12 protein-coding genes are annotated in these 14,204 nt (G+C 68.4%); 7 read left to right on the forward strand and 5 right to left on the reverse strand.

What is annotated here, in order from left to right:
* Window positions 1-3 precede the first annotated feature (3 nt).
* Window positions 4-1,050, reverse strand: coding sequence for a septation protein SepH (sepH, locus tag LC452_RS20895; protein ID WP_223628768.1), 1,047 nt, complete (start codon window positions 1,048-1,050; stop codon window positions 4-6).
* 198 nt (window positions 1,051-1,248) lie between these two features.
* Between sepH and LC452_RS20900 the strand changes: the two genes are divergently transcribed.
* Window positions 1,249-1,542, forward strand: coding sequence for a DUF4193 domain-containing protein (locus tag LC452_RS20900; RefSeq protein ID WP_136055362.1), 294 nt, complete (start codon window positions 1,249-1,251; stop codon window positions 1,540-1,542).
* Between the two features lie 79 nt (window positions 1,543-1,621).
* Here the strand turns inward: LC452_RS20900 and LC452_RS20905 are convergent, their stop codons facing one another.
* Window positions 1,622-2,083, reverse strand: a complete 462-nt coding sequence (locus LC452_RS20905) for a DUF3093 domain-containing protein (protein ID WP_223628770.1) — start codon at window positions 2,081-2,083, stop codon at window positions 1,622-1,624.
* Between the two features lie 12 nt (window positions 2,084-2,095).
* Between LC452_RS20905 and dut the strand changes: the two genes are divergently transcribed.
* From dut to dxs, 5 genes are all read left to right on the forward strand, one after another.
* The gene (gene dut, locus LC452_RS20910; RefSeq protein WP_168429274.1) at window positions 2,096-2,569 is read left to right on the forward strand and encodes a dUTP diphosphatase; all 474 of its coding nucleotides are present in this window, start codon (window positions 2,096-2,098) and stop codon (window positions 2,567-2,569) included.
* Window positions 2,562-3,149 carry a DUF3710 domain-containing protein gene (locus LC452_RS20915; RefSeq protein WP_223628771.1) on the forward strand — a complete coding sequence of 196 codons (588 nt, stop codon included), beginning with the start codon at window positions 2,562-2,564 and terminating at the stop codon, window positions 3,147-3,149. Before dut ends, LC452_RS20915 begins: the two co-directional genes overlap by 8 nt.
* Entirely contained in the window at window positions 3,146-3,880 is a 735-nt protein-coding gene (locus LC452_RS20920) for a DUF3159 domain-containing protein (protein WP_223628773.1), read from the forward strand. The genes LC452_RS20915 and LC452_RS20920 overlap by 4 nt, the downstream gene beginning before the upstream one ends.
* 153 nt (window positions 3,881-4,033) lie before the next feature.
* Window positions 4,034-6,868: an aconitate hydratase gene (locus LC452_RS20925; protein ID WP_308116491.1), complete on the forward strand. Its 2,835-nt coding sequence runs from the start codon at window positions 4,034-4,036 to the stop codon at window positions 6,866-6,868.
* A 156-nt stretch (window positions 6,869-7,024) separates the two neighbouring features.
* Window positions 7,025-8,965 (forward strand): 1-deoxy-D-xylulose-5-phosphate synthase, encoded by a 1,941-nt coding sequence (gene dxs / locus LC452_RS20930; protein WP_223628781.1) that lies wholly within the window; start codon window positions 7,025-7,027, stop codon window positions 8,963-8,965.
* Window positions 8,966-8,977: 12 nt separating this feature from the next.
* Here the strand turns inward: dxs and LC452_RS20935 are convergent, their stop codons facing one another.
* The gene (locus tag LC452_RS20935) at window positions 8,978-9,670 is read right to left on the reverse strand and encodes an SPFH domain-containing protein (protein ID WP_223628783.1); all 693 of its coding nucleotides are present in this window, start codon (window positions 9,668-9,670) and stop codon (window positions 8,978-8,980) included.
* A 196-nt stretch (window positions 9,671-9,866) separates the two neighbouring features.
* Between LC452_RS20935 and LC452_RS20940 the strand changes: the two genes are divergently transcribed.
* Complete coding sequence (locus LC452_RS20940; RefSeq protein WP_223628784.1) at window positions 9,867-10,763, forward strand: YegS/Rv2252/BmrU family lipid kinase; 897 nt, start codon at window positions 9,867-9,869, stop codon at window positions 10,761-10,763.
* A 55-nt stretch (window positions 10,764-10,818) separates the two neighbouring features.
* Here the strand turns inward: LC452_RS20940 and LC452_RS20945 are convergent, their stop codons facing one another.
* The gene (locus LC452_RS20945) at window positions 10,819-12,960 is read right to left on the reverse strand and encodes a 3-hydroxyacyl-CoA dehydrogenase NAD-binding domain-containing protein (protein ID WP_223628786.1); all 2,142 of its coding nucleotides are present in this window, start codon (window positions 12,958-12,960) and stop codon (window positions 10,819-10,821) included.
* Window positions 12,960-14,165 (reverse strand): thiolase family protein, encoded by a 1,206-nt coding sequence (locus LC452_RS20950; protein ID WP_223628788.1) that lies wholly within the window; start codon window positions 14,163-14,165, stop codon window positions 12,960-12,962. The genes LC452_RS20945 and LC452_RS20950 overlap by 1 nt, the downstream gene beginning before the upstream one ends.
* Window positions 14,166-14,204: the final 39 nt, after the last annotated feature.

Here is a 14,204-nt window from a genome sequence, read left to right on the forward strand (position 1 = left end):
GCGCTACTCGTCGGTGCGCGCGCCGAAGACGATCTCGTCCCACGACGGCATCGCGTTCCGCCGCCGACGGCGTCCGCCCCCGTCTCCCGCGTCTGCGGATGACGACGGCGCGGCCGGCTGCGGGGGCTCCGGCTCTTCTGCCGGCTGGTCGAAGGCGTCGAACAGGGAGATCGGAGTCTGGTCGAGGTGGTCGTCCTCATCGACGTCGTCGATGAGGGGAGCTGTCTCCCGCTGACCGCGGCGGCGACGCAGCGCTTCGAGCAGATCAGCCGTCTCGGGGTTCGTCTTCTGCGACTCCGGCGCGCGGTTGATCGCGGCATCCTGTGCGGCGGCATTCGAGCGCTCCGGCAGAGCGGGCTCGTCGACGCCCTCGGGATGGGGGAGCAGGCGAGGACCGAACGCTCCGGAGTCGAAGCGGCTCTCGTCCTTGTACGGCGAGGACGTGCGCTCCGGGTCCACGGCCCGCAGGCGGGGGATCAGGCCCTCGGGAAGGGACCCCTGGCGGGAGAGCTGCGTGGCGTCTGCGTTGAGCGGCGACAGCGCGCTGCGACGAGGGTCGAAGCTCCAGCGGGCATCGTGGTCGACGTCGTTCGCGGTGAACTCGAGCTTGATGACCCAGCCCGTGTCCTCCTTCCAGCTCACCCAGCGCTCCGCGGAGGCGGCGACCTCGGCGAGCTTGTCGCGCACGGCGGCGCCGAAGGTGGGCTGGGCGTCGGGCTCGACCTCGCTCCCGATCAGGACCGGAACGGCGAGGGCCTGACCGATGACGTGCTCGCGCTCGGCGAGGACGGGCCCCTCGAACCGGACGACGTCGTCGACGCTGATGCCGAGGAGCTCGGACACCTCGATCGCGGTCAGTCCGGCGCGGATCTGGGCCTGGATGTCGCGAGGACTCGCGGCGAGTCGATGACCGGCGGGTTCTGCCTGTCGAGTGGCGCGACGGATCTCGCGCTGCAGCACGTCGTCGATGGGCAGCGCGAACCGCTCGCCCGACTCGGTGGCGAGTACGAGCACTCCTGCCTCTGTGCCGACGATGGTGACGTTTTCCATGCGAATGCCCCTCTGGTGGGTGTGCGTTCATGGTGCCACGCGACCGCCGTCGCGGCCGGGAATACCCTGGGCGTGCCGTGAGTTTGGTATGTCGCACGGACCGGCATTTGCTTATTGCGTTCGGGTCGTGCAAACTATGGCCGCCGATTACCCGACGGCGCACCACCCACTCGCACCATGAAAGTGGAGATCTACCGCATGGCAACCGATTACGACGCTCCCCGAAAGAGTGAAGACGACTCCGAGTCGATCGAAGCCCTCAAGGAGCGTGTGCCGGACAAATCCTCCGGCTCAAGCGGGGACGAGGATTCCGACAACCCGTCGAGCTTCGACCTGCCGGGTGCCGACCTCTCCGACCTCGAGCTCGACGTCGTCGTGCTGCCCGCGCAGCAGGACGAATTCACGTGCATGAACTGCTTCCTCGTGAAGCACCGTTCACAGCTCGACCACGAGGGCGCATCCGGGCCCATCTGCAAGGAGTGCGCTGCGTAAGCAGTAGCCCTCTGAGCGACGTCTCACGCGCCCCCGATCATTCCGATCAGGGGCGCGCTGTCGTACCCGGGGCGATTCCTCAGCGGGCGGCGCGGATGGCGGCGGCGAGACGGTCCGGCGTCCGGCTGGAGATGGTCCAGGCCTCCACCGGGTCGTCCTGGTCCGTGTTCGGGACGATCACGATGCCGTCGATGCCGCCGCGGATCAGGTGCCAGCCGCGTGCCGGCAGGCCGGGGCCGCGGGCCTGCCGCGCCTCGTCGCCGGTCAGCGCGACGGGCTCGCCGAGGTGCCGGACGTCGATGTGCGCGCGTCCGGCGCGAAGGACCGTCCCGACGACGGAGACGACCGGGGTGGCCGCGATGAAGGCGACCACGAGAAGCGCAGACACCGCGGCGCCGACGATCAGCGCGACGGTCGAGCCGACGGGCACGAAGATGAGCGAGACCATGGGTCCTGCGAGCGCGACGGTCACGAGCAGCCGGAGGCTCGGAGCGAGCCTTTCGCGGTAGCGCGGACGTGCGTCTGTGGCGGTGTTCTGCATTAGCCTCATGGGGTGACCGATTCCGTTGATGTCCCCATTATCGCCGCTGTGGTCCCGGGATACGCGCACCCGGGCGATGCCGGCGCCGACCTGGTGGCCGCGGAGGCCGTGCGTCTCGAGCCCGGAGAGCGCGCTCTCGTCGCGACCGGCGTGCGCATCGCGCTTCCCGACGGCTACGCGGCATTCGTCGTCCCGCGCAGCGGCCTCGCGGCGAAGCACGGCATCTCCATCGTGAACTCTCCCGGCACGGTGGATGCCGGATACCGCGGCGAGATCAAGGTGAGCCTGATCAACACGGATATCCGCAGCGCGTACGATGTCGCCGTCGGCGATCGCATCGCGCAGCTGATCGTCATGCCCGTGACACGTGCCACGTTCATCCCGGTCGACGAGCTGCCCGACAGCGTCCGCGGCGACGGTGGATTCGGCTCCACCGGATACCAGGCAGGGCTCCAGAAGAACGAAGCAGGACAGGCACATGACTGACAACAACGCGACCCCCTCGAAGTCGGCACCCGAAGACCGCTCCACCGTGGGCCCGTTCGACGACTCCGAGGCGAACCCGGTTCGGCCGTACATCGATCTCGGCGGCATCAAGATCCTGCCGCGCGAGGGGCTCAACCTCCGCCTCGAGGTGGAGGAGCAGTCCAAGCGCATCGTCGCCGTCGGGCTCGACTACGCGGACTCCTCGCTGCAGGTCCAGCCGTTCGCCGCACCGCGCTCCGGCGGTCTCTGGGATGAGACCCGGGTGCAGCTGCGCGACCAGGTCAAGGCGCAGGGCGGCCGTGTCGAGGAGCGCGACGGCGCACTCGGCAAGGAGCTGCTCGCCGAGGTGCCCGCGACCGCGAACGAAGGCTCCGGCCTGCGGCTGGCGCGGTTCATCGGCATCGACGGCCCGCGGTGGTTCCTCCGCGGCGTGATCGGCGGAGCGGGTGCATCCGACCCCGACGCCGCCGCCAAGGTCGAGGACCTCTTCCGCTCGATCGTCGTCGTCCGCGGCAGCGCCCCCATGCCTCCGCGCGACCTGATCCCCCTGAAGATGCCGGCGACCCCGGGATCGGCGTGAGCACCCCCGAACCCGGCGCCGAACGCGAGCAGAGCGCGTCGGACATCCTCGGCGCGGCCCTGGGCGGCGCGGCACGTCGTGCAGGCCTCGACCCGGCCGAGGGCGCGAGCACGCAGAAGGTGGTGTGGTCCGCGATCGGCGGGTGGCGCGGCATCCTCGAGTCGGTGCTCCCGAGCCTGGCCTTCGTGATCATCTTCACGATCCGCCCCGAGCCCCTGATCCTCGCGCTGGGTGTGTCGGTCGGTCTCGCCGCGCTGTTCACGATCGTGCGCCTCGTGCAGAAATCTCCGCCGTCGGCGGCGCTCGGCGGGCTGATCGCCGCCGCAGCTGCCGCGGCGTTGGCCCTGTGGACCGGGCGCGGGCAGGACAACTTCGTCCCCGGCCTCATCACGAACGCGGCCTACGGGACCGCGATCCTCGTATCGGCGCTGATCGGCTGGTCGCTGATCGGCATCGCCGCGGGATTCCTGATGGGGGAGGGCACCGCGTGGCGACGCGACCGGCGCAAGCGCCGCGCCTTCTTCTGGCTCGGCATCGCCTGGTCTGCGCTCTTCTTCGCGCGCCTCGCCGTGCAGCTTCCGCTGTATCTGACCGAGCAGGTCACAGCCCTCGGCACCCTCAAGCTCATCATGGGCCTGCCCCTGTTCGCACCGCTGATCGCGGTCACCTGGCTGGTCGTGCGGGCTCTCTATCCGCGTGCGCCGCAGAATGACGAACCCGTCGAGGCATGATAGATTTATCTTGACATCAAGATAAATTGCAGGCTTTCGCCGGCGACCTGCGCGGAGCAGACTGGTTAGGTCCGCCTTGCTAGCCGCAGGGGCTCGCTGGCGAGCAAGATGGAGGCGCCTGTCGCTCCCATCCGAATAGAAGGAGACGGATTCGTGTCCACGGTGAACAGCTTCGGTGCCCAGAGCACCCTGACGGTCGGCAGCACCGACTACGAGATCTTCCGCATCGACACGGTGCCCGGTTTCGAGAAGCTCCCCTTCAGTCTCAAGGTCCTCCTGGAGAACCTGCTTCGCACCGAGGACGGCGCGAACGTGACGAAGGCGCAGATCGAGGCCCTCGGCTCGTGGGATGCCGCAGCGGAGCCGAACACCGAGATCCAGTTCACGCCGGCCCGCGTGGTCATGCAGGACTTCACCGGTGTTCCCTGCATCGTCGACCTCGCCACGATGCGTGAGGCCGTCACCGCCCTCGGCGGCGACGCGAACAAGATCAACCCGCTCTCTCCCGCCGAGATGGTGATCGACCACTCGGTGATCGCCGATCTCTTCGGCTCTGAGAACGCCCTCGAGCGCAACGTCGAGATCGAGTACGAGCGCAACGGCGAGCGGTACCAGTTCCTGCGCTGGGGCCAGACGGCGTTCAGCGACTTCAAGGTCGTCCCGCCCGGAACCGGCATCGTCCACCAGGTGAACATCGAGCACCTGGCGAAGGTCATCTACGATCGCGACGTCGACGGCGTGCTCCGCGCCTACCCCGACACCTGCGTCGGCACCGACTCGCACACCACCATGGTGAACGGCCTCGGCGTGCTCGGCTGGGGCGTCGGCGGCATCGAGGCCGAGGCTGCGATGCTCGGCCAGCCCGTGTCGATGCTCATCCCGCGCGTCGTCGGCTTCAAGCTCAGCGGCGAGATCCCCGCCGGCGTGACCGCGACCGACGTCGTGCTCACGATCACCGAACTGCTGCGCCAGCACGGCGTGGTCGGCAAGTTCGTCGAGTTCTACGGCGAGGGCGTAGCCTCCGTGCCGCTCGCCAACCGCGCCACCATCGGAAACATGAGCCCCGAGTTCGGCTCCACGGCGGCGATCTTCCCGATCGACGACGTGACGCTGGACTACCTGCGCCTCACCGGCCGCAGCGAGGAGGCCGTGGCGCTGGTCGAGGCGTACGCGAAGGAGCAGAAGCTCTGGCACGACGCCACGCACGAGCCGACGTTCAGCGAGTACCTCGAGCTCGACCTCGGAACCGTCGTGCCCTCGATCGCCGGACCGAAGCGCCCGCAGGACCGCATCCTCCTCTCCGAGGCGAAGGCGCAGTTCGAGCAGGACATCCTCGGCTACGCGACCGCGTCCACCTCGGACTCGATCGTGGATCTCGAGTCGAAGCACTCCTTCCCGGCATCCGATCCCGGGCAGGCGCCCGGCGACGAAGAGCCGAACACGCGACCGGTGCACATCAACAGCGGCGCTCCTGCGAACTCCTCCAAGCCGGTGCCGGTCACCACGCCGTCGGGGGAGAAGTACATCCTCGACAACGGCGCCGTGACCCTGGCTGCGATCACGTCGTGCACCAACACGTCGAACCCGTCGGTCATGATCGCCGCCGGTCTCGTGGCGCGCAAGGCGCTGGAGAAGGGCCTCAAGCAGAAGCCGTGGGTCAAGACCACGCTCGGCCCGGGTTCCAAGGTCGTCACCGACTACTACGAGAAGTCCGGCCTCGACAAGGACCTCGAGGGCCTCGGCTTCTACACCGTCGGCTACGGCTGCACGATCTGCATCGGAAACTCCGGTCCGCTGATCGAAGAGGTCTCCGCGGCCATCAACGACCACGACCTGGCCGTCACCGCGGTGCTCTCCGGAAACCGCAACTTCGAGGGTCGCATCAGCCCCGACGTCAAGATGAACTACCTCGCCAGCCCGCCGCTGGTCATCGCGTACGCGCTGGCCGGATCGATGCACTTCGACTTCGAGAACGATGCTCTCGGCAAGGGCACCGACGGTGAAGACGTCTTCCTCAAGGACATCTGGCCCACCCCGGCCGAGGTGCAGGAGCTCGTCGACTCGTCGATCTCGCGTGAGCAGTTCATCAAGCAGTACGCGACCGTCTTCGACGGCGACGAGCGCTGGCGGAGCCTCCCCACCCCGGATGACGCGATCTTCCAGTGGGACGAGAACTCGACCTACGTGCGCAAGGCCCCGTACTTCGACGGCATGACGATGGAGCTGACTCCGGTCAGCGACATCCAGGGTGCACGCGTGATGGCGACGCTCGGCGACTCGGTCACGACCGACCACATCTCGCCGGCCGGAAACATCAAGACCGGCACGCCCGCGGCGGAGTACCTCACCGCGCACGGCGTCGATCGCAAGGACTTCAACTCCTTCGGCTCGCGTCGCGGCAACCACGAGGTCATGATCCGCGGCACGTTCGCGAACATCCGCCTGAAGAACGCGATGGTCTCCGCGGTCAACGACGGCCAGGTCGTCGAGGGTGGCTTCACCCGCGACTTCACGCTGCCGGGTGGCCCGCAGTCGTACATCTACGACGCGAGCATGAACTACCAGGAGCAGGGCACGCCGCTCGTCATCTTCGGTGGCAAGGAGTACGGCTCCGGCTCGTCGCGCGACTGGGCGGCCAAGGGCACGAGCCTGCTGGGCGTCAAGGCCGTCATCACCGAGAGCTTCGAGCGCATCCACCGCTCCAACCTCATCGGCATGGGCGTCGTCCCGCTGCAGTTCCCCGCTGGCGAGAGTTGGGAGTCGCTCGGCCTCGACGGCACCGAGATCGTCTCGATCACGGGCCTGGAAGAGCTGAACAACGGTGTCACGCCCAAGACCGTGCGCGTCACCGCTGCCCCCAGCGAGAACTCGCCCGAGGGCAAGCAGACCGTGGAGTTCGACGCGGTCGTCCGCATCGACACCCCCGGTGAGGCGGACTACTACCGCAACGGCGGCATCCTGCAGTACGTGCTGCGCTCGCTCGTCTGATCGCTCGACGGAAGGGGCCCGGATCACGTGATCCGGGCCCCTTCCGCGTGTCAAGCCCTCTGCTGCTCTCCGAGCTTTCCCGGATGAGCGGGGTAGGATCGAGGGGACGTCCGGCTCTCGTCGGGCGCCTCTGACGGAGCCTGTGAGGAGGTGCAGATGCCCATTCTTCCGAGCATCTCAGGACCCCGTGATCTGGACGCGCTGTCCACCGAACAGCTGGTGGAACTCGCCGCGGAGGTCCGCGAGTTCCTCGTCGAGAACGTGTCCCGCACCGGCGGCCATCTCGGCCCCAACCTCGGCGTCGTCGAGCTGACGATCGCCCTGCACCGTGTCTTCTCGTCACCGGACGACCCGTTCATCTTCGACACCGGTCACCAGTCCTACGTGCACAAGCTGCTCACGGGCCGACAGGACTTCTCCCACCTCCGTCTGCGCGGCGGCCTCGCCGGATACCCGCAGCGCAGCGAGAGCGCACACGACGTCGTCGAGTCGTCGCACGCGTCGAGCTCGCTCAGTTGGGCGGACGGTGTGTCGCGCGCGCTGACTGCGACCGGACGGGCCGACCGGCACGTCGTCGCCGTGGTCGGCGACGGCTCGCTGACCGGCGGCATGACCTGGGAAGCGCTGAACAACATCTCCGACGACAACGACCGCAACCTGGTCATCGTCGTGAACGACAACGGCCGCTCCTACGCTCCCACGATCGGCGGCATGTCGCGGTATCTGAACCGCGTGCGGACGGCGGCCGCGTACAAGGAGCTGCACCACAAGTCGGATCGCCTGTTCCGCACCTTCGGGCCGGTCGGACGTGCTGTCTTCCGCGGAGTCCGCGGTGGCACGCACGGTTTCCTCTCGCGCTTCACCAACAACGAGGCGCTGTATTCCAATCTCGACATCAAGTACCTCGGCCCGGTCGACGGACACGACCTGTCCGCCCTCCTCGAGACCCTCGAGCTCGCGAAGTCCTACGGTGCTCCGGTCATCGTGCACGCGATCACCGAGAAGGGGCGCGGCTATCAGCCCGCCCGCGACGACGAAGCCGACCAGTTCCATGCCGTCGGGCGCATAGATCCCGTGACCGGCGAAGAGCTGTCCTCCGGCGGTCGCGGCTGGACCGACGTGTTCTCCGATTCGCTCGTCGCGGTCGGCGAACGCCGGAGCGACGTGATCGCGATGACGGCGGCGATGCTGCGTCCCACCGGTCTCGCACCCTTCGCCGAGCGCTTCCCGGACCGCGTGTACGACGTGGGCATCGCCGAGCAGCACGCGGTCGCCTCCGCTGCGGGTCTGGCCTTCGGCGGGCTGCACCCCGTCGTCGCGCTCTACGCCACGTTCATGGGCCGCGCCTTCGACCAGGTCCTGATGGACGTCGCCCTGCACCGCGCGGGCGTCACCTTCGTGCTCGACCGTGCCGGAGTGACCGGCCCCGACGGTCCGAGCCATCACGGCATGTGGGATCTGGCGATGCTGCAGATCGTGCCGCACATCCGCATCGCCGCACCACGCGACGGCGCGCGCCTCACCGAAGCCCTCGACGAGGCCGTCGAGGTCGATGACGCGCCCACCGTGATCCGCTTCCCGAAGGGGGCGATCGCGGAGGATCTTCCGGCGATCGAACGCCTGGAAGACGGCGTCGACGTGCTCGCGCGCGGCGAGTCCGAGGACGTGCTGATCGTCGCGATCGGGCCGTTCGCGGCCCTGGCGATGGACGTCGCGGATCGGCTCCGTGCGCAGGGGATCGGCGCCACCGTCATCGACCCGCGCTGGGCCATTCCCGTGCAGCCCTCGGTCGTGAGCCTCGCCGCGCAGCATCGCCTCGTGATCACCCTCGAAGACGGTATCCGCGTGGGCGGCATCGGCACGCGGGTCCGTCAGGTGCTGCGAGAGGCCGGAATCGACACCGCCGTGGACGAGCTGGGTCTGCCCGACGAGTTCATCGATCACGCCACGCGCGACGAGATCCTCGCGGATGCGGGGCTCACCGCTTCGAAGATCGCGCAGGACATCGTCTCGCAGGTGCTCGGCACCCGCATCCCCGTGGCGCGTCAGGGTGGCGAGACCGCAGCGATCGACCTGCCGCTCCACGAGCGGCGCTGACGGCTTCCGCTCTCAGTTGAGGGCGTGGAGCGCCGCGACGACCTCCGGGGCGTTCTCCGCCCCGCGGATCGCCTGCGACAGGAGATAGCCGTCGGTGAGCGCGTCGCCCGTGATGAGGACGTCGACGACCTCGACACCGCAGGCGGCGAGGACCTTGTCGGTGCAGGCGTCTCTGACCTGCGTGCTGAGCACGTCGTTGCGGGGGAGCTCGGCGCCTTCGAGGGAGCGGACCACGTCGCGCAGCGCCGCGGAGATGATGTTCGCCGCCCGCTCCGTGACGTTCACCACATCGAGCTCGAAGACCCGCAGGTCGCGACCCGAGACCACCGGACGCCATTCGAACGACGCATGCACCAGATGCTGGTGGCCGGATGCCGCGGTGAGGTGTCGCGCCGGCAGATCGGTCGCACGGCAACGCACGTCGATGAGCTTGTACCAGTAGAACAGCGGGAACGCGCCGTGCGAACCGGGTGTCAGCACGACGACCTCGCCGACCCCGGGAGTGCCCGCCTTGCCCAGCCGTGCCCTGCGGATGATCGGCTTGCCGTTCCGCGTGCGGATCGCCGCCCAGCCCTCGTCGACGGTGACGATGAACAGCTTCAGCATGGCCGGCACGACGAGCAGCGTCGTGAGCACCGCGGTCCCCGTCTTGACCAGTCCACCCATCGCGCCACCGCTGCTGAACATGCTGAAGATCGCGTCCATGGTCCTACTCTGCATGCCGCGTCGGGCGGATGAGGCTCCCGCGTCGGCTCTCGCACCGGATGTTCACCGGGATTTCGTGGCCGGTTCTCGGGGACGTCGTTCGCGCGTCCGTCCCGCGCGGCGCCGGTGACGCGGGATACTGATTTCCGGGAGCGAAGAGCGCGACCGATCATCGTGACCGACCGGAGACACCGACGTGAGTGCGCACATCGCCGTGCTGACCAATCCTTCCGCGGGAAAGGGACGTGCCGCCCACGCTTCCGACGCCGCCATCGAGCGGCTGCGAGCTGCGGGTGCAGACGTCCGCGCGTATGCGGGGGCGTCGCCGGAGGACACCACGCGGCTTGCGGCGCTCGCCCTGGAGGAGGGGCCGACGGCATTGGTGGTGATCGGCGGGGATGGCACGCTCTCGGGCATCCTGCAGGTCGCCACAGCATCCTCCGTGCCGATCGTGTTCGTCGCCGCGGGAACCGGCAACGACTTCGCACGCGCGCTGGGCCTGCCCCTCGAAGATCCGGGCGACGCGGCGATGCTCGCCCTGAACGGACGACCTCGTGTCGTCGACGTCGGAGAGGTGCGCAGCGGCGGAACGAACCGGCTCTTCCTGACCATCGCCGCGCTGGGCTTCGACGCGAAGGTCACCGACCGGACCGACCGGCTGCGCTGGCCGCGCGGCCGATTGCGTTACTACCTCGCGCTGCTCATCGAGCTCGTCCGGCTGAGTCCGATGGCGTTCCGCCTCTCGCTCGACGGGGAGCCCGAGCGTGACGCTCCGGGAACCCTGATCGCCGTCGGCAACACGGCCAGCTACGGCGGCGGGATGCCGATCTGCGTCGGCGCGGAGCCCGACGACGGACTGCTCGACGTCGTGCAGGTCCAGGCGCTCGGACGACTGCGGCTTCTGCGGGTCTTCCCGCGACTGCTCCAGGGAAGCCACCTGACGCTTCCTGAGGTGGCGTATCGCCGTGCTCGCACGGTCACCGTGTCTGAACCCGATCTCGTCGTCTACGCCGACGGAGAGCGCGTCGCGACGAAGGAGTGCACGATCGCCGTGCGCGCAGCCGCGCTGACCGTGATGGTTCCCGACCCCTGAGGCAGAAACGGGGGCCACGCTCTCGGCGTGACCCCCGTTCTGTCTCGAAGAGCGCTCAGCGGCTCTCGATGCCGCGGATCTGCGGGGTGTGGAACGATCCGCCGAAGGCCCGCTCCGACGCGCCCTCACGGTCGAGGTACGGCGAAGCGCCGCCGTCGATGAAGGGCCAGCCTGCGCCGAGGATGAGGCAGAGATCGATGTCTTCGACCTCGGGGACCACGCCCTCGTCGAGCATCAGCTTGATCTCGGTCGCGAGGCCGTCCTGCACACGCTGCAGGATCGTGCTCGCGGAGGCCGGGGCCTTGCCGACGGCCGGCTTCAGCAGCTTCTCGGCCTGCTTCGTCCAGCCGGTGACGCGGCCGCCCTTGTCCTTCTCCACGACCGCGTCGAGGGCGGCGAGAGCGTGGAAATTCTCGTTCGCGTAGAAGCGGTCGGGGAAGGCATGCACCATCGTGTCCTGCACGTGCGCGGCGACCTTCCAACCGACCAGGTCGATCAGTTGGAACGGACCCATCGGCAGACCGAGCGGGCCGAACGCCTTCTCGACGTCGGCGATCGGCGTGCCCTCGTAGACGGCACGAGCGGCTTCGCCCATCACCTTGGCGAGGAGCCGGTTCACGACGAAACCGGGAGCGTCGGCGGTCAGCACCGCGTTCTTGCCCAGGTTCTTCGCGACGATGAAGGCTGTCGACAGGGCGGCATCCACCGTGGAAGGCGTCTTCACGATCTCGATGAGCGGCATCACGGCCACCGGGTTGAAGAAGTGGAAGCCGACGAGACGCTCCGGGTGCTCGAGCTTCGAGCCGATCTCCTCGACCGAGAGAGACGAGGTGTTCGTCGCCAGGATCGCATCGTCGGCGATGATCTTCTCGATCTCGCCGAACACCTGCTGCTTCACGCCGACCTCTTCGAAGACGGCTTCGATCACGAAGTCGCAGTCCGCATAGAGGCTCTTGTCGGTCGTGCCGGTCACAAGCGCCCGGAGCTTGTTCGCGGAGTCGGAGTCCAGGCGGCCCTTGGTCTCGAGCTTGCCGATCTCCTCGTGGATGTACGCGACACCCTTGTCGACGCGAGCCTGGTCGAGGTCGGTGATGAGCACCGGCACCTGCAGCTTGCGTACGAACAGCAGAGCGAACTGGCTGGCCATGAGACCGGCGCCGATGATGCCGACCTTCGTGACCTTCTTCGCGAGCTCCTTGTCGGGAGCCCCGACCGGACGCTTCGCGCGCTTCTGCACGAGGTCGAAGGCGTACATGGAGGCCGCGAACTGGTCGCCCGTGACGAGCTCGGCGAGCGCCTCGTCCTCACGCGCGAAGCCCTCGGCCTTGGTGCCGCTCTTGGCCTTGTCGAGCAGGTCGAGGGCCGCGTACGGCGACTTCGGGACGGTGCCGATCTTCGACTCGAGCATGCCGCGGGCCATCTTGATGGCGATCGGCCACTTGGTGAGGCGCTCGATCTTGCCCGGCTCGTTCTTGCGCTCGACCTTCTTGCCGCCGAGCACCGCGTCAGCCCACGCGAGCGAGTTCTCGAGGTAGTTCGCCGCGGGGAAGATCGCGTCGACGATCCCCAGGTCGAACGCCTGCTGCGGCTTCAGCATGCGGTTCTGCTTGAGCGGATTCGAGATGACGACCTCGAGGGCGTTCTCGATCCCGATCAGGTTCGGCAGCAGGTACGCACCGCCCCAGCCGGGGATGATCCCGAGGAAGACCTCGGGCAGCGCGATCGCGGCCGCGGACGAGTCGACCGTGCGGTAGGTCGAGTTCAGCGCGATCTCGAGTCCGCCGCCGAGCGCGAGTCCGTTCACGAAGGCGAACGACGGCACGCCCAGCTCGGAGATCGAGCCGAGCACCTTGTGGCCGAGCTGCGCGATCAGTCGTGCGTTGTCGCGCGACCCGACCTTGCTGATGTCGGACAGGTCGGCGCCGGCCGCCAGGATGTACTGCTTGCCGGTGATGCCGACGGCCTGGATCTCGCCGCCCGCCGCACGGGCCTTGAGACCGGCGAGTGTCTCGCCCAGCTGGGTGAGGGTCGCCGGGCCCAGCGTGTTCGGCCGGTTGTGGTCGCGCCCGTTGTCGAGCGTGATCAGCGCCAGCACCTTGCCGGAGGCGAGACGGATGTCGCGCACGGGCGACTGCGTGATGACCTCGCCCTCGGTGAGCGCCTGGATGGGGGAGAAGTCGATGTCGTCGTAACTCACTACTTCTTCTTCTTTCCGTCGAAGTGCGGGTTCTCCCAGATGACCGAGCCGCCCTGGCCGAGGCCGACGCACATGGCGGTCAGGCCGTAGCGGACGTCGGGGCGCTCGGCGAACTGCGCCGCGAGCTGGATCATGAGACGAACGCCGGATGCCGCGAGCGGGTGGCCGAGCGCGATCGCGCCGCCCCACTGGTTGACGCGGGGGTCGTCGTCGGCGATGCCGAAGTGGTCGAGCAGGGAGATCACCTGGATGGCGAAGGCCTCGTTCAGCTCGAAGAGCCCGATGTCGGAGATCGTGAGACCGGCCTTCTTCAGGGCCTTCTCCGTGGACGGGATCGGTCCGATGCCCATGATCTCTGGCTGCACGCCCGCGAAGGCGAACGAGACCATGCGCATCTTGGGGGCGAGTCCGAACTCCTTCACCGCACCGCCCCCGGCCAGCAGCGACATGGTCGCGCCGTCGGTGAGCGGAGAGGAGGTGCCGGCGGTGACGCGACCGTGAGGACGGAACGGCGTCTTCAGCGCGGCCAGATCCTCCATGGTCGTCTGCGGGCGACGGCCCTCGTCCTCGGTCGCGAGACCCCAGGCGCCGTCGGCGCCCTTGGTGGCGACGGAGACCAGATCGGGCTGGATCTTGCCCGCGTCGTACGCCGCCTGCACCCTGTGCTGGCTCAGCATGCCGAAGCGGTCGGACCGCTCCTTGGTGAGGTGCGGGAAGCGGTCGAAGATGCGCTCGGCCGTGACACCCATGTTGAGGGCGCCGGGGTCGACCATCTTCTCGGCCACGAAGCGCGGGTTCGGGTCGGCGTTGGCGCCGATCGGGTGGTGCCCCATGTGTTCGACGCCACCGGCGAGGGCGAAGTCGTACATGCCGACGCCGATCGATGCACCCATGGTGGTGACGCTGGTCATGGCGCCGGCGCACATGCGCTCGACGGCGAGGCCGGGAACGGTCTGCGGAAGCCCTGCGAGGATCGCCACCGAACGGCCGAGCGTGAGCCCCTGGTCGCCGGTCTGGCTCGTCGCGGCGATGGCGACATCGTCGATACGGTCGGCCGGGACGGCGGCGTTGCGCTCCATGAGGCCGATGGTCGCCTTCACGGCGAGGTCATCAGCGCGGGTGTTCCAGTACATGCCTTTTTCGCCGGCGCGCCCGAAGGGGGTGCGCACTCCATCGACGAAGAAGACGTCCGAGATCTCGGCCACTCTGCCTCCAAGTTTGTGCGGTCGCCTCAGTCTATGAAG

It is taken from the genome of Microbacterium sp. EST19A (assembly GCF_019969685.1).
In the GTDB taxonomy this organism is placed as follows: domain Bacteria; phylum Actinomycetota; class Actinomycetes; order Actinomycetales; family Microbacteriaceae; genus Microbacterium.